Source organism: Pseudomonas sp. PDM26 (assembly GCF_019219185.1).
GTDB lineage: Bacteria > Pseudomonadota > Gammaproteobacteria > Pseudomonadales > Pseudomonadaceae > Aquipseudomonas.
In genome coordinates, this window is the sequence record NZ_JAHUWC010000015.1 from 34,372 (window position 1) to 56,466 (window position 22,095).

Genomic DNA, 22,095 nt, shown 5'->3' on the forward strand with positions numbered 1-22,095 from the left:
CTTCCGACTGACAAACATCCCATGGACAGTCGGCTGTATCAGGCCAATGATTAAGGTCAGTGGCCTCCAGCGAGAATCGTGACCCCATGAACATTCTCTACGATGAACGCGTTGACGGCGCCTTGCCCGACGTCGACAGACAGGCGCTGTTGCACGCCCTGCGAACCCGCTTGCCGAATCTGGAAGTCCTGCATCAGCAGGAGGAACTCAGGCCCTACGAATGCGACGGACTGTCGGCCTATCGCACCACGCCGATGCTGGTGGTGTTACCCCGATATATCGACGAAGTGCAAGGGGTGCTGCGCGTCTGCCATGAGCTGCACGTCCCCGTGGTGGCCCGTGGCGCGGGCACAGGTTTGTCCGGCGGAGCGCTGCCCCTGGAGAAAGGCGTGCTGCTGGTGATGGCGCGTTTCAACAACATCCTGGGCATCGACCCCGCCGCCCGTACCGCACGGGTTCAACCCGGCGTGCGCAATCTGGCGATTTCCCAGGCGGCGGCACCGTTCGGCCTGTACTACGCGCCGGATCCCTCCTCGCAAATCGCCTGCTCCATCGGCGGCAATGTCGCGGAAAATGCCGGTGGCGTGCATTGCCTGAAGTACGGCCTGACCGTGCACAACGTGCTCAAGGTCGACATCCTCACCGTCGATGGCGAGCATTTGAGCCTGGGCTCCAACGCCCTCGACTCCCCCGGTTTCGACCTGCTGGCGCTGTTCACCGGTTCCGAAGGCCTGCTCGGGGTGATTACCGAAGTCACGGTCAAACTGCTGCCTAAACCGCAGACCGCCAAAGTGCTGCTGGCAGCGTTCGATTCCGTGGAAAAAGCCGGGCGCGCGGTCGGCGACATCATCGCCGCCGGCATCATCCCCGGTGGCCTGGAAATGATGGACAACCTGGCCATCCGCGCCGCCGAGGACTTCATCCACGCCGGTTATCCGGTGGACGCCCAGGCCATTCTGCTGTGCGAACTCGATGGCGTCGAAGCCGACGTCAGCGATGACTGCGAGCGGGTGCGCCAGGTACTGCAACAGGCCGGCGCCATCGAGCTGCGCCAGGCAAAAGACGAAGCCGAGCGCGTGCGTTTCTGGGCCGGACGCAAGAATGCCTTCCCGGCGGTGGGCCGCCTCTCGCCGGACTATTACTGCATGGACGGCACCATCCCCCGTCGCGAACTGCCCGGCGTGTTGCACGCCATCGCGGAGCTGTCGAACGAATACGGCCTGCGGGTGGCCAACGTGTTTCATGCCGGCGACGGCAACATGCATCCGTTGATCCTGTTCGACGCCAATCAACCCGGTGAACTCGATCGAGCCGAAGCCCTGGGCGGCAAGATTCTGGAGTTGTGCGTGAAAGTCGGCGGCAGTATCACCGGTGAACACGGCGTGGGTCGCGAGAAGATCAATCAGATGTGCGCGCAGTTCAACAGCGATGAGCTGACCCTGTTCCATGCCATCAAGGCTGCCTTCGACCCGAGCGGCCTGCTCAACCCCGGCAAGAACATCCCGACCCTGCACCGCTGCGCCGAATTCGGTGCAATGCACGTACATGGCGGTCAACTGCCCTTCCCTGAGCTGGAGCGTTTCTGATGCGCAGCCCTGAAGATTTCGATGACAGCCCGTCACTGCTGGAACAGGTCAATCAGGCGCTGGAAAACGCCACGCCGTTGCGCATCCAGGGTTCCAACAGCAAGGGCTTCCTCGGACGCAGCACGGCCGGGGAAATTCTCAATACCCGCGCGCACCGGGGCATCGTCAGTTACGACCCGACGGAGCTGGTGATCACCGTCCGCTGCGGCACGCCGTTGTCGGAACTGGCGCAAGTGCTGGACGCCGCGCAACAGATGCTGCCCTGCGAACCACCGGCCTTTGGCGACGGCGCCACCGTCGGCGGCATGATTGCCTGCGGACTGTCCGGGCCACGGCGCCCGTGGGTCGGTTCGGTGCGGGACTTCATTCTTGGCACGCGGGTGATCACAGGGCACGGCAAACTGTTGCGCTTCGGTGGCGAGGTGATGAAAAACGTCGCCGGCTATGACCTGTCACGCCTGATGGCCGGCAGTTACGGCAGCCTCGGGTTGATCACCGAAGTCTCGCTCAAAGTGCTGCCAAAACCCCGGCAAGCCTTGAGCATCAGCCTGGAAATGGACCCTGAACGCGCCTTGCTGCGTCTAGCGGAATGGGGCCAGCAGCCGTTGCCGATCAGCGCGGCCTGTCACGACGGTTCACGCCTGCACCTGCGGCTTGAGGGCGGTGAAGGTTCGGTAGCGGCAGCCCATGAGCGCCTCGGTGGCGAACGGCTGGAGGCTTGCTGGTGGGACGATCTCAACGAGCAGCGCTTGAGCTTCTTCGATGAAGACCAGCCGCTTTGGCGCCTGTCACTGCCGCACAACACGCCGCTCCTGTCATTGCCGGGTCGCCAGTTGATCGACTGGGGGGGCGCCCAGCGCTGGCTGAAATCCGATGCCGATGCGGCGTTCATCCGCCAGGTGGTCGACGAGGTCGGCGGCCATGCCACCTGCTTCAGCCACGGCCTGACCGACACCCCGTTCCATCCGCTGCCGCCGGCGCTGATGCGTTATCACCGCAACCTGAAACAACAACTCGATCCACGGGGCATCTTCAACCCCGGACGCCTGTACGCGGAGCTTTGAACCATGCAGACGACCTTGAGTGAAAGCGCCAGCCATCTGCCCCGTGCCGCAGAAGCCGAAAGCATCCTGCGCACCTGCGTGCACTGCGGCTTCTGCAATGCCACGTGCCCGACCTATCAATTGCTCGGCGATGAACTGGACGGACCGCGGGGCCGTATCTACCTGATCAAGCAAGTGCTGGAAGGCAACGAAGTCACGCAAAAGACCCAGCAGCACCTGGATCGCTGCCTGTCGTGCCGCAACTGCGAAACCACCTGCCCGTCGGGCGTCGATTACCACAACCTGCTGGACATCGGTCGCGCGGTGGTCGATGCGGCGGTGCCGCGCCCTCTCGGTCAGCGTCTGTTGCGCGAGGGGTTGCGGCAGACCGTGCCCCATCCAGAGCTGTTCAAGAGCCTGGTCAATAGCGGTCAGGTGTTCCGCGCGTTGCTGCCCGGCACCCTGCAAAGCAAGTTGCCGCGCAATGTCTACCCGGCCAAGCCGCGGCCCATGACCCTGCGTGAGCGTCAGGTGCTGATGCTCGAAGGTTGCGTGCAGCCCAGCCTGTCGCCCAACACCAATGCCGCGGCGGCACGGGTGCTGGACCGGTTGGGGATCAGCGTCATCGCGACCCGCGAAGCCGGTTGCTGCGGCGCCGTGGACTACCACCTTGGCGCCCAGGTCGCCGGCCTCGATCGCGCCCGGCGCAACATCGACGCGTGGTGGCCGGGCATCGAAAAAGGTGCCGAAGCGATTGTGCAGACGGCCAGCGGTTGCGGCGCCTTCATCAAGGATTACGGCCATCTGCTCGCCAGCGACCCGGCCTATGCCGACAAGGCAAAAAAGGTCAGCGCGCTGGCCCGGGACCTGGTGGAAGTGTTGCGCGACGAGCCACTGGAAAAACTTGGCATCCACGCCTCCCAACGCCTGGCCTTCCATTGCCCCTGCACCTTGCAGCACGGCCAGAAACTCGGCGGTGCCGTGGAAGCGCTGCTGACCGGACTCGGTTTCAACCTGACGACCGTCCCCGACGGGCACCTGTGCTGCGGTTCGGCGGGCACCTATTCGCTGACCCAGCCCGAACTGTCGCGGCAGTTGCGCGACAACAAGCTCAACGCCCTGGAAAGCGGCCATCCCGAGGTGATTGTCACAGCCAACATCGGCTGCCAGACGCACCTCGACGGCGCGGGCCGAACCCCGGTGCGGCACTGGATCGAACTGGTCGAAACCGCCCTGCCTTAACCCAATCCTGGAGGTCCCCATGAACAGCAAAGCCGTCCTGAGCCAGACCGAAGTCAGCCAGATCATCAAAGCCGCCCGCGCCGAAGCACAGGCCAATCAATGGGCCGTGACCATCGTGGTAGTCGATGACGGCGGCCACCCGCTGGCCCTCGAACGCCTCGACGGCTGCGCGCCGAGCAGCGCGTACATCGCCACCGAAAAGGCCCGAACCTCAGCCCTTGGGCGGCGTGAAACGAAAAGCTATGAGGACATGGTCAACGCCGGGCGCTACGCTTTCCTGTCGGCACCGTTGTTGACTTCACTGGAAGGGGGAGTGCCGATTGTTTTCGATGGCCAGGTGATTGGTGCTGTCGGTGTCTCTGGCGTCAAGCCCGAGCAAGATGCGCAAGTGGCCAAGGCCGGGGCGCAGTGCCTGAAATGAACAGAATGCACATCAAGCATCCACCATAGCCCCCTGTGGGAGCGAGCTTGCTCGCGATGGCGGCAGACCAGTCGACATCTATGTTGAATGACACTACGCCATCGCGAGCAAGCTCGCTCCCACAGGGTCCGTCCCACAGAGTCCGTGTTAAACCAGCCGAGAGGAGTTGCAGCAATGCCCCGTCTAACTGCCAAAGACTTTTCCCCGCAACTGCTGGAACTGTACGACTACTACGCACACGGCAAGATCAACCGCCGGGAGTTTCTCGACCGCGCGGCGTTGTTTACCTTCGGAGGATTGACCGCCGGAGCCCTGCTCGCCGCGCTAAGCCCCAACTACGCGCTGGCCGAACAGGTCGAGTTCACCGATCCGGACATTGTTCCCGAGTACATCACCTACCCGTCGCCCAAGGGCCACGGCCAGGTTCGCGGTTATCTGGTGCGTCCGGCCAAGGCCACGGGCAAGGTGCCGGCGGTGGTGGTCGTGCACGAAAACCGCGGGCTCAACCCGTACATCGAAGACGTGGCCCGACGTCTGGCCAAGGCCGGTTTCATCGCCCTCGCCCCTGACGGCCTGAGTTCGGTCGGCGGTTATCCCGGCAATGACGACAAGGGCCGCGAGTTGCAGGCCACGGTCGACCCGGAAAAGCTGATGAACGACTTTTTCGCCGCCGTCGAGTGGATGATGAAACACCCCGCCGCCACTGGAAAAGTCGGCATCACCGGGTTCTGCTACGGCGGTGGCGTGACCAATGCCGCTGCTGTGGCCTATCCGGAACTGGGTGCCGCCGTGTCGTTTTATGGCCGTCAGCCAACGGCCGAGGAAGTGCCGCGGATCAAGGCACCGGTGATGCTGCACTACGGCGAACTGGATACGCGGATCAACGAAGGCTGGCCGGCCTATGAGAAAGCGTTGAAGGCCGGGGGCAAGACCTATGTGGCCTACATTTATCCGGGCTGCAATCATGGCTTTCACAATGATTCGACGCCGCGTTATGACGAGGCGGCGGCGAAGCTGGCGTGGGAGCGGACGTTGGGGTGGTTTAAAAAGTATCTGGTTTGAATAAAAATTCTGGGCCAGCAGGACTGGCCCCATCGCGAGCAGGCTCGCTCCTACAGGGAAATTCAGTGAACACAAAATCTGTGTTCGACCGAAGCCCAATGTAGGAGCGAGCCTGCTCGCGATAGCGGTTTGAAGGCCGCAGCAGTTATTTCGGTTGCGCCACCGTCCGCAGATACGGCTTCAGGGTCTTGAAGCCATCCGGGTATTTCTTCTTCGCGTCTTCGTCAGACACCGAGGTCGGGATGATCACGTCCTCACCCGGCCGCCAGTTCACTGGAGTGGCAACGGTGTGTTTGGCGTTCAATTGCAGGGAATCGAGCAGGCGCAGCACTTCATCGAAGTTGCGCCCGGCGCTCATCGGGTAGATCAGCATGGCCTTGACCTTCTTGTCCGGGCCGACGATGAACACCGAACGCACCGTGGCGTTGTCCACTGCCGTGCGCGCACCGCCGCTGGCATTGGGATGGATCATGTCGTAGAGCTTGGCCACCACCAGGTTTTCGTCGCCGATCAGCGGATAGTTGACCGCCGTACCCTGAGTCTCGGCGATGTCACCGACCCAACGGTTGTGGTCACTGACCGGGTCGACGCTGAGGCCGATGATCTTGGTGTTGCGCTTGTCGAATTCCGGCTTGAGTTTGGCCAGGTAGCCCAGTTCAGTGGTGCACACCGGGGTGAAGTCCTTGGGATGGGAAAACAGGATGGCCCACCCGTCGCCGATCCATTGGTGAAAGTTCAGGGTTCCTTCAGTGGTTTCGGCGGTGAAATCCGGTGCTTCGTCGCCAATACGGATAGCCATGTTCGATCTCCTTGCAGTGATGGACAGGGACGCCGTCAGGGCAGCAAATACGCTTTCAACGGCATGGACGCGAGACATTATAGGATAGGTTCCGGCACTCGCCCGCCTGCGTTGGGTGAGTCGCTAGCCCACCAGCGCAATCAGTTGCTGACGCTGGGCATCGGTCAGCATCGGGCCGAAACCGGCCTGGGCATTTTCCGCCATGTAGCGCGGGTTGCCGGTGCCCGGAATCACGCAGGTCACCGCCGAATGCGACAGCAGGAACTTCAGCGCCAGTTGCGCCCAGCTTTTGACCCCGACTTGCGCTGCCCAGCCTGGCAGCGGCTTATCCTTGAATTTGGCCAGCAAGCCTCCACCGCCAAACGGCCGGTTGCAGATCACCGCCACCCCCCGCTCGCGGCACAACGGCAGCAGGCGATTCTCGGCACCGCGATCATCCAGTGCGTAGTTGATCTGCAAGAAATCCAGTGTCTCGGCCTTGAGTACCGCTTCCACTTCTTCATAGGCCGACGCCGTGTAATGGGAGATGCCGATGTAGCGGATGCGCCCTGCTTCCTTCCAGTGGCGCAGGGTCGGCAGGTGCGTCTGCCAGTCCAGCAGGTTGTGGATCTGCATCAGGTCGATCCGGTCGGTCTGCAACAGGGCGAAGGATTGCTCCATCTGCGCGATGCCTTCTTCGCGGCCCCGGGTCCACACTTTGGTGGCGAGGAACGCCGGTGAGCGTGGCTCATGGATCGACAGCAACTCGCCGACGGTCTGTTCGGCGCGACCGTACATCGGCGAGCTGTCGATCAACTTGCCACCCTTGTCGAACAACGCATCGAGCACCGCGGGCAAGTCTTTGTAGGCCGGTTGCGCAGGCTCGACATCGAATCCGCGATAAGTGCCCAGCCCTACGATCGGCAAGGACTCGTTACTGGAAGGAATGGCCCGGGTCTGCATGGTCTTGCCTCCTGTTCCCGTCGACGGCGCGGGTTGCGCAACCGCCGAACCAAACGTGAAGACCGCCGAAGCACCGGCAGCCAGCGTGAGTATTGCTCTACGGGTGTAACCCTCAGGATGGCTCATAAAACGCTTCTCACCAGTCTCACGGGCTCGGCACGTTGAATCGACAATCCGGATAATCCGCGCCAGGGTCGATTGACTACACTCAGGAAGCCTTGCGGCGCCAGCCACTTTCACTCCCCGAGCAGTCAATGCCGCCCACTAACGTTAGTCGAATGTCACGCATCCTGGTGTTACTCGTCGTCATCGTCGCTGCGTTGTACCTGGCGCTATGCGTGGCGCTGTTCGTGTTCCAGCGGGCACTGATTTATTTCCCGCAACCGCGTACCGTCGGCGGCGCCGAGACACTGCTCACCCTGCCGGTCGCCGACGCGCAGGTGCTGGTCTCCACCCGACCTCACGAGGGTCCCAACGCGCTGATTTATTTCGGCGGCAATGCCGAAGACGTCTCGCGCAACCTGCCCGGGTTCACCCAGGCGTTCCCTGACTACGCGCTGTATCTGCTGCATTACCGTGGCTACGGCGGCAGTTCCGGCTCGCCTTGCGAAGAAGCCATTGCCCGCGATGCCATCACGTTGTTCGACCAGGTGTATGCCAGTCATCGGCATGTGGCGGTGGTCGGACGCAGCCTGGGTTCCGGGGTTGCCGTACGCCTTGCCAGCGAACGCCCGGCCGCGCGACTGGTGCTGATCACACCCTACAACAGCCTCGAAGGGCTGGCCGCCCGTCAGTTCCGCTGGTTTCCGGTGCGCTGGTTGTTGAGGGATAAATTCCAGTCCTGGCGCTACGCTGCCCGCATCACGGTGCCGACTCGGCTGATTGCGGCCGAGCATGACGAGGTGATTCCGCGTCCGAGCACCGAGCGTTTGTATACACACTTCGCCAAAGGCGTGGCGTCATTGCAGATGATACCGGGGACGGGGCATAACTCGATCAGCGAAAGCCCTGAGTACTTGAGGGCGCTGAAGGAAGGGTTGTAGCCAGCAAAGCAGAACCTACCTGTGGCGAGGGAGCTTGCTCCCGCTGGACTGCGCAGCAGGCCCTGCTTTTCAGGTGAAGAGCTGGGGCCGCTTCGCGACCCAACGGGGGCAAGCCCCCTCGCCACAAAGAGCCAAGTCGCTTCCGGCGGCAGGCTATGACCACTCATCCGAGAATTCACCAACGCCCAATAAAAACATATTTTTATGTCTATATTGATATTGTCGAACGTTCCCACTCTCAGAGGGTCCCGTCATGAATATCAAAACCCTGGCTTTGCTCCTGCTGGCTTTGTGTGCGCAACCGGTGTGGAGTCAAACGCCCGCCGCCTCGCCTGCCGCTGTCGACAGCCCCGCGCTGACCACGCGCCTGGCCGAGCGTGACCTTTGGGTCGAACACATTTTCTGGATCAGAAACTACGCGCTGGCCAATCAATCCGCCGATAAAAAGCAAGCCAAAGTCGCGGCGGACCAGGTCGTCGACAACGCGACCAAAATCGCCAACAGCATCGCCCCGCTCTACGGCCAACCGGCGGCGGATCAACTGCTCAAGCTGCTGGCCGGTCACTGGGGCGCGGTGAAACACTACAGCGATGCCACTGTCGCGAAAGACGCCAAGGGCAAGCAGGCTGCCGTCGCCGAGTTGACCAGCAATGCCAAGGCGATTGCGGCTTTCCTGGCCACCGCCAACCCCAATCTGCCTGAAGCCACACTGGTCAACATGTTGTCGGCCCATGGCGGTCACCACGTCGCCCAGATCGATGAGTTTGCCGCGCACGATTACGCCGGCGAAGCCCGCACCTGGGCGATGATGCGCACGCACGTCCAGGCCCTGGCCGACGCGCTGACCGCTGCGCTGGTCAAGCAATTCCCTGACAAGTTCTGATATCGCGCGAGGGCATCCCATGCTGGAAGGACTGGGCCGAACACAGCAGGACCTGCTCAATGCGCTGCTGCACCATGCGGGCGGCATGAGCATTGACGAGTTGGCTGAACATCTGGCCGTCACGCGCACGGCGATCCGCCAACATTTGGCGGCGCTGGAGCGTGACGGTCTGGTGCTGCGCGGCGACACCCGTCCGACGGGTCGTCGTCCGGAGCAGTTGTATCGGCTCACCGACCACGCGCGGGAGCAGTTCCCTCGCCACTATCAGCTACTGGCCAGCGTATTGATTGATGAAGTCGCCGCCATCATCGGCCCCGAAGCCCTGGCCACGCTGATGCGCAGCATGGGCCGCAAGCTGGCTTCGGACCTGGAACAACAGGTCGTGGACGAAGCCAGAATCGTCCAGCACATGAACCAGACAGGCTACGAGGCCGAGGTGTTTTTTCGCTCAGGAGGCACCCCGGAAATCGTCGCGCATAACTGCGTCTTCCATCGCCTGGCCGCTGCCCACCCGGTGGTCTGCCAACTGGACCTGGCCTTGATCGGCACGCTGGGCGGCGGTGAAGTCGAGCACAGCGAATGCATGGTGCGCGGCGGGCATGTCTGTCGTTTCAGGCTGCGACCGAGAGAGGACCAGGATCCCGTTTAAACGGCGCACCACGCCTTCCCCTTCGTCGAACGCATCGGTTGGACGACAGGCAGTTGCTTGTCCGCCGTGAACCTTGTGTCGAGTCACCAGTCATACCCAGCGCTTTCCCCCACTCCTATCGTCGTCATCTCTTCCGAGTTGCCCGTCCCATGCGCCAAACCGCCGTTGCCTTGCGCTTTTCTTCGCTGTGCCTGTTTTCCCTGCTCCCCGTTTTTGCCAGCTCCGCCCACGCCGATGGGCAACGGCAACTGGTCGACGCCATCAACGACTATCGCGCCCATCCGCAACGCTGCGATCGACGACCGACACAACGTTTATCACCCCTGACGCTCAAGTCGAACCTGGCCTTGCCCGTTGGCTATGGTGGAGGGTTGCGGGACCGGTTAAAGGCTTCCGGCTATCAGGCAACCATGGTGCGCTCTATCCGCGTGGTGGGTGCACGGGATGCCGAAGAAGCGTTCGATATGTTCCAGGACGAGCACTGCGCCGCACTGCTCGACAATCAATACGCCGACATCGGCGTCAGCCGCGCCGGGAGTGAGTGGCAAGTGGTGCTGGCGCGGCCGGTGCTCGACGGGCAGACCGGTGATCCACGCAACGCCGGCCAGGCGTTGCTGGCGCAGGTCAACGCAGCCCGGGCAAGGCCGCGCCTGTGTGGTCGCCAGCGCTTCGCTGCCGCGCGGCCGCTGACCTGGAACGCCGCCCTCGGCGCCGCCGCCCAAGGCCATAGCAAGGCCATGGCCTACGGCAACTATTTCGCCCACCAGGACCCCGACGGTGACATGCCCTACGACCGCGCCAGGGCTGCCGGCTACCGTGGTCGGCAGATCGGTGAAAACATCGCCGCCGGGCAAGGCTCACCGAGCAAGGCCATGGCCGGCTGGCTCGCCAGCCCCGGGCACTGCGCCAACCTGATGAACCCGATGTTCACCCAGGTCGGTGCCGCTTATGCCGCCAACGCCCGCAGCGACAACGGTGTTTACTGGACGATGCTGTTTGGCGCGCCCTGAGGCGCTGACCAGACCCACCTTGCGGGCATTAAAAAGCCCGCACTGGGCGGGCTCGCGGGTGAGTATAAGTAGGTGGCCGGCGCTGGTCTCCGGCTTACAAGGTTTATCAGGCCTCCCACAAAAGAGCCGTGAATCTGTCTTGGAACTCTTCTGCTTCACACGGCATAAGGGCTGGATCCCAGCGCGGGGATCTTTCTAACCGTGTACCCTTCGGAACGCGCCCCACGTCTCCTTGCTATCCTTTTGCGCATCAGTCTGCGTCTTCACCTACAAGGTTGAGGATAGCAAAACAGGCACGATTGCCAACCAGGCTTTTAGACCGATTTCGACCAGCAGAAAACACGGCAGGATTGAAAAAAACTAAGCCTGCAGCGCGGTTTGAAAAGGGCTGCACATCCAACATTGATGGTGTCTGACACGCCGCCTTCGCTGTGTAGGAGCGAGCTTGCTCCGGGCGGCGTTCAGACGAAAGCGGAGTATCAGTCAGCATTGATGTTGAAGCTAACGGCCCCTTCGCGAGCAAGCTCGCTCCTACACAGCGAAGGGGCCGGTACATCCAACATCGGTGCCTCAGGCAGGCCGACGCACCACCCTCACCTTGCCGCTGTCGCCGCCACCGCAGAACAACCGCTCGCCGCCATCGGACTCCAGCCCCGACACGCCGACACCTTCCGGCATCTTGAGGCTTTCCAGCACTTCACCGGTTTGCGAGTCGATGCGCCGCAGTTCACTTTCGTCGCCCTCCCAGGTGCCATGCCACAGCGAACCTTGCACCCAGGTCACGCCGGTGACGAAACGGTTGGATTCGATGGTGCGCAGGATCTTGCCGGTCTCGGGATCGATCTGGTGGATCTTGCGTTCGCGGTACTGGCCCACCCACAACGTCCCTTCGGCCCAGGTCAGTCCCGAATCGGTGCCTGCGCCGGGAGCGGGAATCGTGGCGAGGATACGGCCGGTGCGGGGGTCGATTTTGTCGATGCGGTCTTCGGCGATCTGGAACAGGTGCTCGCCATCGAACGCGGTGCCGGCATGGGCAGCGACATCGATAGAGCTCAGCACCTTGCCGCTTTCCGGGTCCAGGGCGTTGATTTTGCTGTTGCTGGCGAACCAGACCTTTTCGCCGTCCCAGGTGACGCCGCACACATGGTCGACCTCGGCAAACGGGCCATATTCACGAATGATCTCAGCAGTTGCGTGTTTCATTCCGGCATTCCTCATTGGGGTTGGTGGCGTTCATCCTAGCCACCGGGCGGCGGCACCGGGAGTAACAAGGTCGTCGCGAATCCCGGCACGGGCGGCGTCATCCAGCGCCGCGCGCGACCACGGCCAAACCATTGCACCTTACCCTCCTCTGCCAGTGTATCGAGTGTGCGCTGTACCGTGCGCTGGCTGGTGCCCAGCGCCAATGCCAGGGCGGAGCTCGACCACGACTCGCCATCGGCGAGGCAGGCGCATACCGCGGCAAATTTTTCCTCGACCGGCGGCGCGAGTGTCACCACCTGCGTACACACCGGTGATTGCAGGGCAAAACCGCGAGCCGTCGCGGTGATGCCGGCCAAGGGCTTGAGTGCTTGACGCAGCCTGCCGATTTCCACGCGAAGCCGGGCGCGATGGGATTCATCCGAGAGCTTCAAGCGGAACGCCCGCGCGATCAGCGTTTCCCGCGCTACGTCGGCGGGCCACGCTTCGGCCAACGCGCGGGCAAGCATGAACAGAATCGGCCGCGTCGCGAGCGACACCGACATGCCACAGCCACGCACAGCGTACCGGCAGGCATCCACCACCAGCGACGTTGAACCGAGCAACGCTTGAACTTCACCGAGCAACAGCGGCCGTGCCTCACCCTGGGCAATCAGGCGTGCCGCGGGGGCATCGAGCAGGCGCGCAGCGTGTTCGACCTCGGCCATCAGCGCGGCAATCCCCGCTTGACCGGCCGCTTGCCCGGCCCTGGTCAATGCGTCCCGTGCCGCGTTCGATTGCAGGCGTCGAATGGCAATACCCGCCAGTACCAGTTCATGGGTCGCACGCAATGCCGGCGGCAATGGCCCGGGATCGAGTTCGGCCAGTCGCTGCTGCGCCTCATCGAGCTGACCGATCAGCAGCAACCGGCGGATTTGCAGATACCGCGCATGGGCGGCATTGACCCGATCACCGTGGTGTTCAAGGGTGACCCGCGCCGTTTCGAGCGCCTTGACCGGCCACCCGAGTTCCCGCGAAGCCAGGGCGATTTCGGCCTCGGCCACCACACAGCGCGCACGGGCCAGCACTTCCCTGGGCGCAAAGGCCCGTTGCGCACGCTTGACCAGCGCCCGGGCCCGCACCAGATCGCCCAGTTGCGCCATGGCGATACCGCGCAGGGCCAGCGCCGGCGCATCGTCGCGCAAGGCCACACGGTCCAGTGCGCCCAGCGGATTGCCCGCCGCCAGCGCCTGTGCGGCTGCCATGATCATCGAGTCCATCGAAATCCCGCCACACTTGTCACTCCCCTCATTCGATACCCGGGTTTAGTCTAAATCACGACCTTTCACCAGGAGCGTACAACGATGAACACGCACAATACCGCGACCCGGGAACAATGGCTGGCAGCACGCCTGCAACTGCTCGAAGCGGAAAAGGCCCTGACCCGACGCAGCGATGAAGTCGCCAGGCAACGCCAGGCATTGCCATGGGTTCGCCTCGACAAGACGTACCGTTTCGATACCGACAACGGCAGCGCAACCCTGGCCGAGCTCTTTCAAGGGCGCTCGCAACTGCTGGTCTACCACTTCATGTTCGGGCCCGACTACACGGCTGGCTGCCCGTCCTGCTCAGCCATCGCCGATAGTTTCGACCCCATCGTCGTTCACCTGGCGAACCACGACGTGACCCTGATGGCCATATCCCGCGCGCCGTTGGCGAAACTGCAGGCCTACAAGCGCCGAATGGGCTGGACTTTCCCCTGGGCTTCGGCCGCCGACAGCGACTTCACCGCCGACTTCAACGTTTACTTCACCGAGGCGCAGCAGCGTGAAGGGCTGGTCGAGTACAACTACCAGCGCGGCGGCCATGCCATGGACGCCAGTGAAGTTCCGGAACCGGTGAAACAGTTCGCCGCAACCTGTGGCACCGATGCCCCGACCTATACCCGCGACAGGCCAGGACTGAGTACGTTTGTGCTGGAAGACGGCGAGATCTATCACACCTATTCCACCTACGCCCGGGGCCTGGACGGGTTGTGGGGCATGTACCAATGGCTCGACCGCGCACCCAAGGGGCGCAATGAAACGGGGCCCTGGTGGCGCCGGCATGATGAGTACCAATGAGCGCCAGCGGTGTCACTGACTGCTGATGTAGACGTCCGCCAGTTTGTCCACCGGCGCAGGCTTGGTCTGGGAGACCCAGCGCCGGGTCGCCCATTCCTGCCATCCCTCGGCACGGTCCAGGGTGTAGCGCGGCACAAAGTCGCCGCGCGACGCTGCTCCCGGTTCTGCCAGCTGGGCAGCAAGAGCTCTATGATGCCTTGATCGGGCTCAGCATCCGACAAGGAGAAGTCGGCTCATCAGTAGAACTCGTCTAGCAAACAGTAAAACGCTATACGTTGCTGATCTGGCTCTACACCATAGGCGCGAAAAAATGGCGCTACCCATGCCTGTCCAAGGTTGCGCTCTATGCTTCGGGCAGCCAGTGCAAGATCTTGATAGATGTCACTGATGCCTAGCCGGCCGCAGTCGATGTAGCCGGTAAAGCTGCTTCCTTCGACCATGAAATTCGGTAGGCAGGCATCGCCGTGGGTGACCGCAAGATCATAGGTTTCAGGGAGCGTCGACAGCATCTCTGCGAAAACATCCCCAGCGGTCCGACCCAGCCGCTCATCGTCAAAGTCTGCCTCGTCAACGAGCCCGGCACTCACTCGACTCCTGGCGGCGGCTATGCGCTGCTCCAAGGGGTGATCAAAGGGACATGTCTCAATTGGCATCTGGTGCAGAGTACGTAGTGCCACCGCCAGGATGCTGATGACTTGGGGTGGAGACAAATCGTTGGCACTGGCCAGATCATGTCCAGGGACGGCACTCATGAGTAACCAATGGCGATTGTTTTCTGTCGTAGCATCAAGAACTGTTGGCCCAGGCAGGTCAAGCCGGTTCATCCAACGAAGACGCTCAATCTCTTCCGGCAGCTCACTGTGTACGCCAATGGGTTCGGACTTCACGAACAGGTGTTCCCCATTGATGCAGCGGATGCGAGAAACCTCGGCTCCTGACTCTCCGATAGTTTGTCGTTCAATAGGCGCCCCACTGACTATTTGGGACCATTGGGTAGGAATGTACATACTGTCACTTACTCAAGTGTTGGCGGATTTACTGCCAGTCGGTTGCACGACAAGCAAGACTCAAACCCTGCTCACTTCGAAGCCAAGGCAATCACCACCGCGGACAAGTAGAGGCCAACGCCAAAGACGGCATGATTTATTAAACTGCGCATGCAGTTCTTGGCCGGCGTCGGCGTCTTGGAGGATGCAAATCCTGCCCCCATGGCGGGCTGTATAACAAAAAGCGGGACTGCCACTGTTGCCACGCCCAAAGCGACTGCTGGCAGGAAAGTTGGTTCCTGCAGCCAGGCGACTCCTTGAATGCACGCCAGTAACACCGCGAAAGCAACACCCGTGGCGTAGTGCGCCACCCAGCCCAGGACCACTTCACCTCGCACCGGCATCGCTTGTCCAATGCTGGCATGAGCGAATTTTCCTTGGCATACATGACCTGCCCAGCGCCCGACGAAAGCGAAATTCAGCGTAGGAACGCCAAAGGCCTTCATGAGGAACATCCACAAATCCATGACGACGGTAGCGCCAACCCCCAACAGAAAAACGTGTGCAACCACTTCCAGCGATGCCATACCTACCTCTTGTTCATGGACCAATTAATCTTGCCGATGCATGATAGAAGTTGAAGTCAACTTCAAGTCAATGGGCTGAAAATGGATATCACTGAGGTCGTCAAACGCACGGGAATTCCTGCCCACACATTGCGTTTCTACGAGAAGAAAGGCTTGATCGCGTCAGTCAGCCCGCGCGGGGCTCGCCGCCAGTTTGCGTCTGCCGTGGTTGAGCAGTTGGCTGTTATCGCACTCGGACAGGCAGGCGGTCTCTCACTGGACGAGATACGTGCCATGCTTTCCCCGAATGGTAAGGCAGTTGTTGATAGAGACGTGCTTTTGGCCAAGGCGGATGAGATTGATGCGACCGTCAAGCAACTACAGGCGATGAGCCGGGGATTGCGGCATGCGGCTGCATGTCCAGCCCCTAACCACGCAGAATGCCCGAGATTTCATCGGTTACTCAAGGTCGCAGCGGCTGGTGTCTTTAAACGGGGCAGGCATTCGGCGCCACATCCTGCGCCCGTTCGGCCTTGAGCACACCGCACGAGCGCAATGGAGTTCCTGGCGTCCTTGGAATATGGCAGTCCCTATCTCGAGCTGGAATGTGAGTTCAACCTGGATCTGACAGCCCCCCTCAGCGTCAATACTCCGACATCACCACCATCACTTCAGCGTCGGCGCCATCCTCGCCTTCAGCCAGATAAATATGACCTATTGAGCTGTTGAAATAGGCTGTTTCTCGACAGCCAATGCTGAGGGATTCACCCGTTTCGAATTGAATGCGCACACGACCTGAAAGGACGACGACGAACTCTTGTCCGGGGTGACGGATATAGTCTTCGAACTGATTCAGTTCGCGCGCACAGATCCGCGCGTACATGGGCGTCATACTGCGCCCGGGGAAATCTCCCGCCATCGGGTGATATTCGTAATTGCCCGTGCTGTAACCCGCAGTACTGTCGATGGCGGTGCTGACCACCGTGGGCTGTACAGCACTGACGCTCGCCTTGGTCGGACTGAAAAGCTGGGAAATGTCCACACTCAGGGCCCGAGCTGCGGCCGCGAGTTTTTCGTAACTCACCGACACTTGCGCCAGCTCCATCTTCGACAAGGTCGACAGCGCCACGCCTGAACGCTCAGACAGTTGTTTAAGCGTCAACTTCTGTTTTTTGCGGATGACACGCAAGCGGGCACCGACCTGAGCGCGGTCTATCAAAGGATGGTCCGTGGAACACGAGACTCGATCGGAACTCATGCAGACTCTCTATCGTACAAAAAACGGTGCCCGGAACTGAGCCAAGGCAGGGGCTGGAATAATACCTCAAGGTAATGGGTTGACTGGGAAATTCTCATATCTTACATTTCTCTTATCTGAGAATTATAAAAATAGAGGGAGGAACATTTCTTCCCCATCCCCAGAGACAGGAGGTACTTCGGTATGCACGACAGCGAATGTTTCGATTTCGCCATCATCGGCGGTGGTATTGCGGGGGCCTCCCTGGCCTATCGCTTGGCCGGGCAAGCCAGCGTTGTGGTGCTCGAGCGTGAGAGCCAGCCGGGTTATCACGCCACCGGACGCTCCGCCGCGATGTTCATGGAAAGCTATGGCACACCGCAGATCCAGGCATTGACCCGCGCCAGCCGGGACTTCTATGAGCAACCGCCAACTGACTTCACCGAGCATGCGCTGCTGGAACCTCGCGGCTGCCTGTACGTCGCAGGCGAGGGGCAGCAATCCCTCCTGAAACAAACCTTCGAAGTCAGCCGGGCACAGGCTGGTAATGTTTCATTGATTGATACCGAGCACGCCCTCGCGTTAGTGCCGTGCCTGCGCCCAGAGGCGATTGTCGGGGCGATGCTCGAAACCGACGCCCGTGACCTGGACGTCCACGCGCTGCACCAAGGTTTTTTGCGGGCCATGCGCCGAGCCGGTGGCGTGCTGCAGTGCGACGCCCAACTGAGCGTCGCCACCCGCGAAGGTCGACACTGGCACCTGACACTGGCCGACGGCCGCCAGTTGCGCGCACGCAATCTGGTGAACGCCGCAGGTGCCTGGGCCGACCAGGTGGCGCAGCAATGCGGTGTGAAGCCCATTGGGATGCAGCCCTGCCGACGCACCGCCTTTACCTTCGACGGCCCTGAGGGCATGGACTTCTCGCGATGGCCTGCGGTGATCGGCATCGACGAAAGTTTTTACTTCAAACCGGACGCTGGCCAACTGCTTGGCTCGCCGGCCAACGCCGATCCCGTCCCGCCACAGGACGTGATGCCCGAAGAGCTGGACATCGCCACCGGGATCTACCACATCGAAGCCGCCACCTCCTTGACCATCCGCCGCCCACGCCACAGCTGGGCCGGCCTGCGCTCGTTCGTCGCCGACGGTGATCTGGTGGTCGGCTGGGACGATCACCGCGAAGGCTTCTTCTGGCTGGCGGCACAGGGCGGTTATGGCATTCAGTCCGCGGCCGGCGTATCGCAATTGGCCTGTGCCCAATTGCTCGATCAACCCCTACCCGAAACACTGCGCCGCCAGGGCGTCGAGCCACAACGCCTGGCACCTGGCCGCCTGCGTTAATCATTCATCCCAATGAGGTTCCATACCATGTCTGACAATCTCCAGCGTTACCCCAGCCACCTGCCCTACCCGTTCTCCAAGGCCATTCGGGTCGGCGATTTTTTGTTCCTCTCAGGGCAAGTACCGATGACCCCTCTGGGCGAGGTGGTGCTCGGTGATATCCGCGAGCAAACCGAGGCCGCCATGGCCCGCATCGGCGAGACCCTGGCCGAATGCGGGGTGGGTTTTGATCAGGTGGTGAAGGCCACGGTGTGGCTATCGGACATGCAACATTTCGCCGGTTTCAACGAGGTGTACAAGCGCCACTTCCAGAACGGTTTTCCGGTGCGCTCCACGGTCGGCGGCGCCCAGTTGGCGCTGGGGGTCGATGTGGAGATCGAAGTCCAGGCCTGGGTCGGCGCCCGCTGATCCACCCCCGCTGTTTGCCAGTGCGATGCCCCGGGAGGGCCATGAACAGTGGTTGTCCCCATAAGCCATAACAAAAACAATTTGAGGGAAATCGTCATGAAAGAAAGTCTGAAAATAGCCGGTGCATTTGTCGGTGTGATTGTCGGTGCAGGATTCGCTTCCGGTCGGGAGCTGCAGATGATGTTCGTGGATTTCGGCGTATGGGGACTGCTCGGGGCGGTGGTCAGCGCCGCGCTCTTCACCTTTCTCGGGATGGCATTGGCGGGCATGGGTAGCCGACTGCGGGCAAGGTCCCATAAGGACGTGGTGTATGCACTGTGCGGACGCTACCTGGGCACCTTTGTCGACCTGATGATCACCTTTTTCATGTTTGCGGTGACCGTGGTCATGTTGGCCGGCGGCGGAGCCTTGCTGGAACAACAGTTCGGTATCCCCGCCATGTTCGGCAGCGTGGCGGTGACCCTGATCGTGGTCGCCATCGTGTGCCTGGATGTGCAGAAGGTCATTGGCATGATCGGCGCCGTCACTCCGCTGCTGATCCTGACGGCGGTAGCGGTAGCCCTTTATGGCGTCGCCACCCGGGGTTTGAGTTTCGGTGAACTCAATCAACTGGCCAGCCAGCAAGACGCTGGCGCAAGCCATTGGCTGCTGGGAGCGTTATTGTACGTGTCTTACAACATCGTGGCCGGGGTGCCGTTTCTGGCGATCATGGGCGGCGCCGCAAAATCCGAGAAGCAAGCCATCTGGGGTGGCATCTTCGGTGGCGCGTTGCTGGGGCTGCTGATGCTGGTGATGAGCCTGGGATTGCTGTCACGCCTGGACAGCGTGGCGGATTTGCCAATGCCCATGCTGTCCATCGCCACGGAGGTTTCGCCGGTACTCGGTCTGCTGATGGCGGTGATCATTTTCCTGATGATCGTCAACACGGCCGTCGGTACCTTGTATTCCTTTTCGGCCCGGCTACTGCCGGCAGGCACTCGCAAATTCCGCGTCGGCTCAGCGGCCGCTGGCGCACTGGCTTTCGTCGGCAGCCTGGTCGGGTTTGTCAACCTGGTGGGCCAGGTCTATCCACTCTTTGGCTACCTGGGCTTTTTGCTGATTGGCGCAGTGGTCGTTGGCTGGTTACGCGTAGGACGCCTGGCCCAGGCTTAATCAGTCGATAGTGGCGTGCTGAGCAAAAAAACGATCAGTGCGACATGACCATCAACGGAATCGGCAGGCCGTACGAGGCGATACTCATGCCAGCGGCCCAAATAGACTGTCAGCGTCCAGAGCAAACCGGTGCTGGCGTTGGCGGTCACAGTTCCAGCCCCATGTATTGCTGATCGATCAGAATCAGTGCCAGGTAGATCTGCAAACGGAGGACCGTTGCGTGGAGCACGCATTTGGCACAATGTTTTCTTCCTGACTCAATCGTTGAGGCCTCATGATCCGCTACTTTCGAAACGTTGACCTAGAGCCCGTATTGGACATTTGGCTACGAGCGTCAATCCAGGCGCATCACTTCATAGCCCCCGAATTCTGGCGTAGCCAGCTTGCTGCTATGCGTGAGGTCTACCTACCCGGCGCCATGTCCCGAGTGTTTGAGGCAGACGGGACGGTAGTAGGATTCTGCTCTGTCTATGGAGACACACTTGCGGCGCTATTCGTATCGCCTGAACGTCAGGGGGACGGTATAGGTACGCAGCTTCTCGCGGACGCCATGGCATCCAAGTCAACTCTACTGCTGACTGTGTATTCGGCGAATGCGCCTGGTATCCATTTCTATGAGAAGCAGGGCTTTGTAGTTCTCAATGAACAACTGGACGCGCACACTGGCCACCTTGAGAAGGTGATGCGCTGGGTCGCCTAATCTGACTAATGTAGCTACAGGCGAAAGGAAAACGACAGGTCGCGCTAGCTTCAGCGTAAGCGTCTGCCCAACTGACCTTGCGTCGTTAAGGGCCCGTGATTTTCGATGGGAAGACGGACAAGGAGCAATCAATAGCTGGCGCAACCCCGGCGGGTACTCCGTACCATCCGCGATCTCAAACCGTACCGCCGATGAAGATCAGCAGCTCCAAAAGCGATTCGGTCCATTGCCTGCGTCGTAACTTCGGCGTTTGATCGCGCCTACCCCGGGCGTTCAGAAGCGAAAGCGCAACTTATCTATCGTGCAGATGTTTTTTCAAGAACGACCGGGTTCGTTCCTGGACAGGGTTTTGCAGGATCTCTTGCGGTGCCCCCTCCTCCACCACAACCCCGCCGTCCATAAAGACAATCCGGTCTGCCACTTCGCCTGCAAAGCGCATTTCATGGGTGACGATCAACATCGTCATGTGCTCTGCAGCGAGTTGTTTCATGACCTGGTTGACCTCTTCGACAAGCTCAGGGTCCAGTGCCGATGTAGCCTCATCGAACAGCATGACTTTTGGTTGCATCGCCAGTGCCCTTGCTATGGCTACGCGCTGTTTCTGTCCACCCGACAGGCGAGAAGGATACTCATCGAACTTGTTGGACAATCCGACTTTTGACAAATATTCCATTGCCAATTCGCGAGATGCTTTTTTAGTAAGCCCCTTGAGTTTTATCGGGCCAAGAGCGATGTTTTCATATACGGTCAAGTGCGGAAATAGATTGAAGTGTTGAAATACCATGCCCATCTGCTGACGCACAGCGTTTATATGCTGTTCAAACGCACGACCTTTCAATGGCCGATTGACTTGCTGACCCTCTAACCAGATCTCGCCATCGTCAAGCACTTCCAGGTGGTTGATTGACCGCAGAAGCGTGCTTTTGCCAGATCCACTTGGGCCGATAATGGCGACGATTTGTCCACGAGATACGGAAAGATCGATTCCCTTGAGTACTTCAAGTGCTCCGTAAGCCTTGCGAGCGCTCTTCACCTCAACCATGAGTTCCTTTCTGATCATCGTGACATCTCTACCTTGTTTTCGAGAATATGCAAGCCGGCTTCGAGAACAAGATTGGCTGCATAATAAATAACCGCAACAGTCAGATAAAACTCAAACGGGCTATAGGTCTCGCTCACGGCAAGTTGCGCACTGTATACCAACTCGGCAATACCGATTATGGAAACCAGAGAGGTGTCCTTCAACAGGACAATCAGATTATTTCCCAGCGGTGCAATAGTCCTGCGGAGCGCTTGCGGCACGATGACATAACGCTGAGTCTGTCCACGACTGAGGCCAATGGACCGGGCACCTTCAATCTGACCCGGGTCTACAGACATCACACCGGCACGAATAACATCGGCATTGTAGACAGCGAAGTGCAAACTAAGGCCTATGACGCCAGCCACCAAGGCAGGAATATCAATTCCCACTTGCACAAGACCATAATAAATCAAGTACAACTGAAGAAGGAGTGGAGTTCCCATGAGCAACCATGTAATAAAGCGCACGGGCAGAGCTAGAATTTTAGGCGCATAAATAACAATAAGCGCAAAGGCTGTCCCCGCCATCAAACTCAATATGCTGGAACTTAAAAACATCACAACCGTCCACCAAAGACCGGTCGCAAGCAGCTCGGAATAAGGTGTAACTATACTAAGGTCCAGGCTTTGCATATGAACA

At 60.5% G+C, this 22,095-nt stretch carries 25 protein-coding genes and 1 pseudogene; 16 read left to right on the forward strand and 10 right to left on the reverse strand.

All coding sequences use genetic code 11. The features are described 5' to 3' along the window. Positions 1-86: 86 nt before the first annotated feature. From glcD to yghX, 5 genes are all read left to right on the forward strand, one after another. Positions 87-1,586 carry a glycolate oxidase subunit GlcD gene (gene glcD, locus KW849_RS25385; RefSeq protein WP_218431846.1) on the forward strand — a complete coding sequence of 500 codons (1,500 nt, stop codon included), beginning with the start codon at positions 87-89 and terminating at the stop codon, positions 1,584-1,586. Continuing rightward, positions 1,586-2,650: a glycolate oxidase subunit GlcE gene (gene glcE, locus KW849_RS25390; protein ID WP_218431849.1), complete on the forward strand. Its 1,065-nt coding sequence runs from the start codon at positions 1,586-1,588 to the stop codon at positions 2,648-2,650. The genes glcD and glcE overlap by 1 nt, the downstream gene beginning before the upstream one ends. Positions 2,651-2,653: 3 nt before the next feature. After that, complete coding sequence (gene glcF, locus KW849_RS25395; RefSeq protein ID WP_218431850.1) at positions 2,654-3,871, forward strand: glycolate oxidase subunit GlcF; 1,218 nt, start codon at positions 2,654-2,656, stop codon at positions 3,869-3,871. Between the two features lie 19 nt (positions 3,872-3,890). Then, positions 3,891-4,292 carry a heme-binding protein gene (locus KW849_RS25400; protein WP_108216027.1) on the forward strand — a complete coding sequence of 134 codons (402 nt, stop codon included), beginning with the start codon at positions 3,891-3,893 and terminating at the stop codon, positions 4,290-4,292. Between the two features lie 174 nt (positions 4,293-4,466). Then, positions 4,467-5,354 carry a YghX family hydrolase gene (gene yghX / locus KW849_RS25405; protein ID WP_218431851.1) on the forward strand — a complete coding sequence of 296 codons (888 nt, stop codon included), beginning with the start codon at positions 4,467-4,469 and terminating at the stop codon, positions 5,352-5,354. 145 nt (positions 5,355-5,499) lie between these two features. On the opposite strand, the gene KW849_RS25410 is transcribed toward yghX, so the two are convergent. Both KW849_RS25410 and KW849_RS25415 read right to left on the reverse strand, forming a co-directional pair. Next, the gene (locus KW849_RS25410) at positions 5,500-6,153 is read right to left on the reverse strand and encodes a peroxiredoxin (RefSeq protein WP_218431852.1); all 654 of its coding nucleotides are present in this window, start codon (positions 6,151-6,153) and stop codon (positions 5,500-5,502) included. Positions 6,154-6,276: 123 nt separating this feature from the next. Then, the gene (locus KW849_RS25415; protein WP_218431860.1) at positions 6,277-7,221 is read right to left on the reverse strand and encodes an aldo/keto reductase; all 945 of its coding nucleotides are present in this window, start codon (positions 7,219-7,221) and stop codon (positions 6,277-6,279) included. A gap of 128 nt (positions 7,222-7,349) precedes the next feature. Here KW849_RS25415 and KW849_RS25420 point away from each other — a divergent pair, with 128 nt between their 5' ends. From KW849_RS25420 to KW849_RS25435, 4 genes are all read left to right on the forward strand, one after another. Next, the gene (locus KW849_RS25420; RefSeq protein WP_218431861.1) at positions 7,350-8,138 is read left to right on the forward strand and encodes an alpha/beta hydrolase; all 789 of its coding nucleotides are present in this window, start codon (positions 7,350-7,352) and stop codon (positions 8,136-8,138) included. A 253-nt stretch (positions 8,139-8,391) separates the two neighbouring features. Continuing rightward, positions 8,392-9,021 carry a hypothetical protein gene (locus KW849_RS25425; RefSeq protein ID WP_218431862.1) on the forward strand — a complete coding sequence of 210 codons (630 nt, stop codon included), beginning with the start codon at positions 8,392-8,394 and terminating at the stop codon, positions 9,019-9,021. Positions 9,022-9,040: 19 nt separating this feature from the next. Next, the gene (locus KW849_RS25430) at positions 9,041-9,670 is read left to right on the forward strand and encodes a metalloregulator ArsR/SmtB family transcription factor (protein ID WP_108216033.1); all 630 of its coding nucleotides are present in this window, start codon (positions 9,041-9,043) and stop codon (positions 9,668-9,670) included. Positions 9,671-9,819: 149 nt separating this feature from the next. Continuing rightward, entirely contained in the window at positions 9,820-10,680 is an 861-nt protein-coding gene (locus KW849_RS25435; RefSeq protein ID WP_218431863.1) for a CAP domain-containing protein, read from the forward strand. Positions 10,681-11,250: 570 nt separating this feature from the next. Here the strand turns inward: KW849_RS25435 and KW849_RS25440 are convergent. Both KW849_RS25440 and KW849_RS25445 read right to left on the reverse strand, forming a co-directional pair. After that, positions 11,251-11,883, reverse strand: a complete 633-nt coding sequence (locus tag KW849_RS25440) for a DUF5074 domain-containing protein (RefSeq protein WP_218431864.1) — start codon at positions 11,881-11,883, stop codon at positions 11,251-11,253. A gap of 35 nt (positions 11,884-11,918) precedes the next feature. Next, positions 11,919-13,139, reverse strand: a complete 1,221-nt coding sequence (locus tag KW849_RS25445; RefSeq protein ID WP_218431865.1) for a helix-turn-helix domain-containing protein — start codon at positions 13,137-13,139, stop codon at positions 11,919-11,921. Positions 13,140-13,223: 84 nt separating this feature from the next. Between KW849_RS25445 and KW849_RS25450 the strand changes: the two genes are divergently transcribed. Next, positions 13,224-13,982 (forward strand): DUF899 domain-containing protein, encoded by a 759-nt coding sequence (locus KW849_RS25450; RefSeq protein WP_218431866.1) that lies wholly within the window; start codon positions 13,224-13,226, stop codon positions 13,980-13,982. Between the two features lie 12 nt (positions 13,983-13,994). On the opposite strand, the gene KW849_RS31510 is transcribed toward KW849_RS25450, so the two are convergent. Then, positions 13,995-14,117 carry a hypothetical protein gene (locus KW849_RS31510; protein WP_256357372.1) on the reverse strand — a complete coding sequence of 41 codons (123 nt, stop codon included), beginning with the start codon at positions 14,115-14,117 and terminating at the stop codon, positions 13,995-13,997. A 5-nt stretch (positions 14,118-14,122) separates the two neighbouring features. Here KW849_RS31510 and KW849_RS31515 point away from each other — a divergent pair. Further along, a pseudogene (locus KW849_RS31515) lies at positions 14,123-14,236 on the forward strand (thiamine biosynthesis protein ThiJ); the annotation flags it as partial. On the opposite strand, the gene KW849_RS25455 reads toward KW849_RS31515, so the two are convergent. Together KW849_RS25455 and KW849_RS25460 are read right to left on the reverse strand one after the other, a co-directional pair. Continuing rightward, a complete protein-coding gene (locus KW849_RS25455; RefSeq protein WP_218431867.1) occupies positions 14,219-14,989 on the reverse strand; it encodes an APH(3')-II family aminoglycoside O-phosphotransferase in 771 nt (256 codons plus the stop codon). The pseudogene KW849_RS31515 and the gene KW849_RS25455 overlap by 18 nt on opposite strands. Positions 14,990-15,060: 71 nt before the next feature. Continuing rightward, positions 15,061-15,555, reverse strand: coding sequence for a DUF2938 domain-containing protein (locus tag KW849_RS25460; protein WP_218431868.1), 495 nt, complete (start codon positions 15,553-15,555; stop codon positions 15,061-15,063). Between the two features lie 81 nt (positions 15,556-15,636). Between KW849_RS25460 and KW849_RS25465 the strand changes: the two genes are divergently transcribed. Beyond that, positions 15,637-16,071 (forward strand): helix-turn-helix domain-containing protein, encoded by a 435-nt coding sequence (locus tag KW849_RS25465; protein ID WP_218431875.1) that lies wholly within the window; start codon positions 15,637-15,639, stop codon positions 16,069-16,071. Between the two features lie 106 nt (positions 16,072-16,177). Here KW849_RS25465 and KW849_RS25470 read toward each other — a convergent pair whose 3' ends face one another. Beyond that, positions 16,178-16,792: a helix-turn-helix domain-containing protein gene (locus KW849_RS25470; protein WP_218431877.1), complete on the reverse strand. Its 615-nt coding sequence runs from the start codon at positions 16,790-16,792 to the stop codon at positions 16,178-16,180. 183 nt (positions 16,793-16,975) lie between these two features. Here KW849_RS25470 and KW849_RS25475 point away from each other — a divergent pair, with 183 nt between their 5' ends. The 4 genes from KW849_RS25475 to KW849_RS25490 all read left to right on the forward strand — a co-directional run bounded on the left by KW849_RS25475 (position 16,976) and on the right by KW849_RS25490 (position 20,372). Beyond that, a complete protein-coding gene (locus KW849_RS25475) occupies positions 16,976-18,112 on the forward strand; it encodes an FAD-binding oxidoreductase (RefSeq protein ID WP_218431879.1) in 1,137 nt (378 codons plus the stop codon). A 27-nt stretch (positions 18,113-18,139) separates the two neighbouring features. After that, positions 18,140-18,520, forward strand: coding sequence for a RidA family protein (locus tag KW849_RS25480; RefSeq protein ID WP_218431882.1), 381 nt, complete (start codon positions 18,140-18,142; stop codon positions 18,518-18,520). A 96-nt stretch (positions 18,521-18,616) separates the two neighbouring features. Next, positions 18,617-19,672 carry a hypothetical protein gene (locus tag KW849_RS25485; protein ID WP_150725381.1) on the forward strand — a complete coding sequence of 352 codons (1,056 nt, stop codon included), beginning with the start codon at positions 18,617-18,619 and terminating at the stop codon, positions 19,670-19,672. 274 nt (positions 19,673-19,946) lie between these two features. Then, a complete protein-coding gene (locus tag KW849_RS25490) occupies positions 19,947-20,372 on the forward strand; it encodes a GNAT family N-acetyltransferase (protein WP_218431884.1) in 426 nt (141 codons plus the stop codon). A 292-nt stretch (positions 20,373-20,664) separates the two neighbouring features. Here KW849_RS25490 and KW849_RS25495 read toward each other — a convergent pair whose 3' ends face one another. Both KW849_RS25495 and KW849_RS25500 read right to left on the reverse strand, forming a co-directional pair. Then, positions 20,665-21,432 carry an amino acid ABC transporter ATP-binding protein gene (locus tag KW849_RS25495; RefSeq protein WP_305729733.1) on the reverse strand — a complete coding sequence of 256 codons (768 nt, stop codon included), beginning with the start codon at positions 21,430-21,432 and terminating at the stop codon, positions 20,665-20,667. Continuing rightward, positions 21,429-22,088 carry an amino acid ABC transporter permease gene (locus KW849_RS25500; RefSeq protein WP_218431886.1) on the reverse strand — a complete coding sequence of 220 codons (660 nt, stop codon included), beginning with the start codon at positions 22,086-22,088 and terminating at the stop codon, positions 21,429-21,431. Before KW849_RS25500 ends, KW849_RS25495 begins: the two co-directional genes overlap by 4 nt. Between the last annotated feature and the right edge of the window lie 7 nt (positions 22,089-22,095).

Bases quoted from the DNA above. Each gene is read 5' to 3' on its own strand.
- KW849_RS25400 (WP_108216027.1), top strand. From the start codon at position 3,891: ATGAACAGCAAAGCCGTCCTGAGCCAGACCGAAGTCAGCCAGATCATC.
- KW849_RS25500 (WP_218431886.1), bottom strand. From the start codon at position 22,088: ATGCAAAGCCTGGACCTTAGTATAGTTACACCTTATTCCGAGCTGCTT.
- KW849_RS25420 (WP_218431861.1), top strand. From the start codon at position 7,350: ATGCCGCCCACTAACGTTAGTCGAATGTCACGCATCCTGGTGTTACTC.
- KW849_RS25430 (WP_108216033.1), top strand. From the start codon at position 9,041: ATGCTGGAAGGACTGGGCCGAACACAGCAGGACCTGCTCAATGCGCTG.
- KW849_RS25450 (WP_218431866.1), top strand. From the start codon at position 13,224: ATGAACACGCACAATACCGCGACCCGGGAACAATGGCTGGCAGCACGC.
- KW849_RS25495 (WP_305729733.1), bottom strand. From the start codon at position 21,432: ATGATCAGAAAGGAACTCATGGTTGAGGTGAAGAGCGCTCGCAAGGCT.
- glcD (WP_218431846.1), top strand. From the start codon at position 87: ATGAACATTCTCTACGATGAACGCGTTGACGGCGCCTTGCCCGACGTC.
- glcF (WP_218431850.1), top strand. From the start codon at position 2,654: ATGCAGACGACCTTGAGTGAAAGCGCCAGCCATCTGCCCCGTGCCGCA.
- KW849_RS25440 (WP_218431864.1), bottom strand. From the start codon at position 11,883: ATGAAACACGCAACTGCTGAGATCATTCGTGAATATGGCCCGTTTGCC.
- yghX (WP_218431851.1), top strand. From the start codon at position 4,467: ATGCCCCGTCTAACTGCCAAAGACTTTTCCCCGCAACTGCTGGAACTG.
- KW849_RS25470 (WP_218431877.1), bottom strand. From the start codon at position 16,792: ATGAGTTCCGATCGAGTCTCGTGTTCCACGGACCATCCTTTGATAGAC.
- KW849_RS25445 (WP_218431865.1), bottom strand. From the start codon at position 13,139: ATGGACTCGATGATCATGGCAGCCGCACAGGCGCTGGCGGCGGGCAAT.
- glcE (WP_218431849.1), top strand. From the start codon at position 1,586: ATGCGCAGCCCTGAAGATTTCGATGACAGCCCGTCACTGCTGGAACAG.
- KW849_RS25475 (WP_218431879.1), top strand. From the start codon at position 16,976: ATGCACGACAGCGAATGTTTCGATTTCGCCATCATCGGCGGTGGTATT.
- KW849_RS25490 (WP_218431884.1), top strand. From the start codon at position 19,947: ATGATCCGCTACTTTCGAAACGTTGACCTAGAGCCCGTATTGGACATT.
- KW849_RS25480 (WP_218431882.1), top strand. From the start codon at position 18,140: ATGTCTGACAATCTCCAGCGTTACCCCAGCCACCTGCCCTACCCGTTC.
- KW849_RS25465 (WP_218431875.1), top strand. From the start codon at position 15,637: ATGGATATCACTGAGGTCGTCAAACGCACGGGAATTCCTGCCCACACA.
- KW849_RS25485 (WP_150725381.1), top strand. From the start codon at position 18,617: ATGAAAGAAAGTCTGAAAATAGCCGGTGCATTTGTCGGTGTGATTGTC.
- KW849_RS25435 (WP_218431863.1), top strand. From the start codon at position 9,820: ATGCGCCAAACCGCCGTTGCCTTGCGCTTTTCTTCGCTGTGCCTGTTT.
- KW849_RS25460 (WP_218431868.1), bottom strand. From the start codon at position 15,555: ATGGCATCGCTGGAAGTGGTTGCACACGTTTTTCTGTTGGGGGTTGGC.
- KW849_RS25410 (WP_218431852.1), bottom strand. From the start codon at position 6,153: ATGGCTATCCGTATTGGCGACGAAGCACCGGATTTCACCGCCGAAACC.
- KW849_RS25455 (WP_218431867.1), bottom strand. From the start codon at position 14,989: ATGTACATTCCTACCCAATGGTCCCAAATAGTCAGTGGGGCGCCTATT.
- KW849_RS25425 (WP_218431862.1), top strand. From the start codon at position 8,392: ATGAATATCAAAACCCTGGCTTTGCTCCTGCTGGCTTTGTGTGCGCAA.
- KW849_RS25415 (WP_218431860.1), bottom strand. From the start codon at position 7,221: ATGAGCCATCCTGAGGGTTACACCCGTAGAGCAATACTCACGCTGGCT.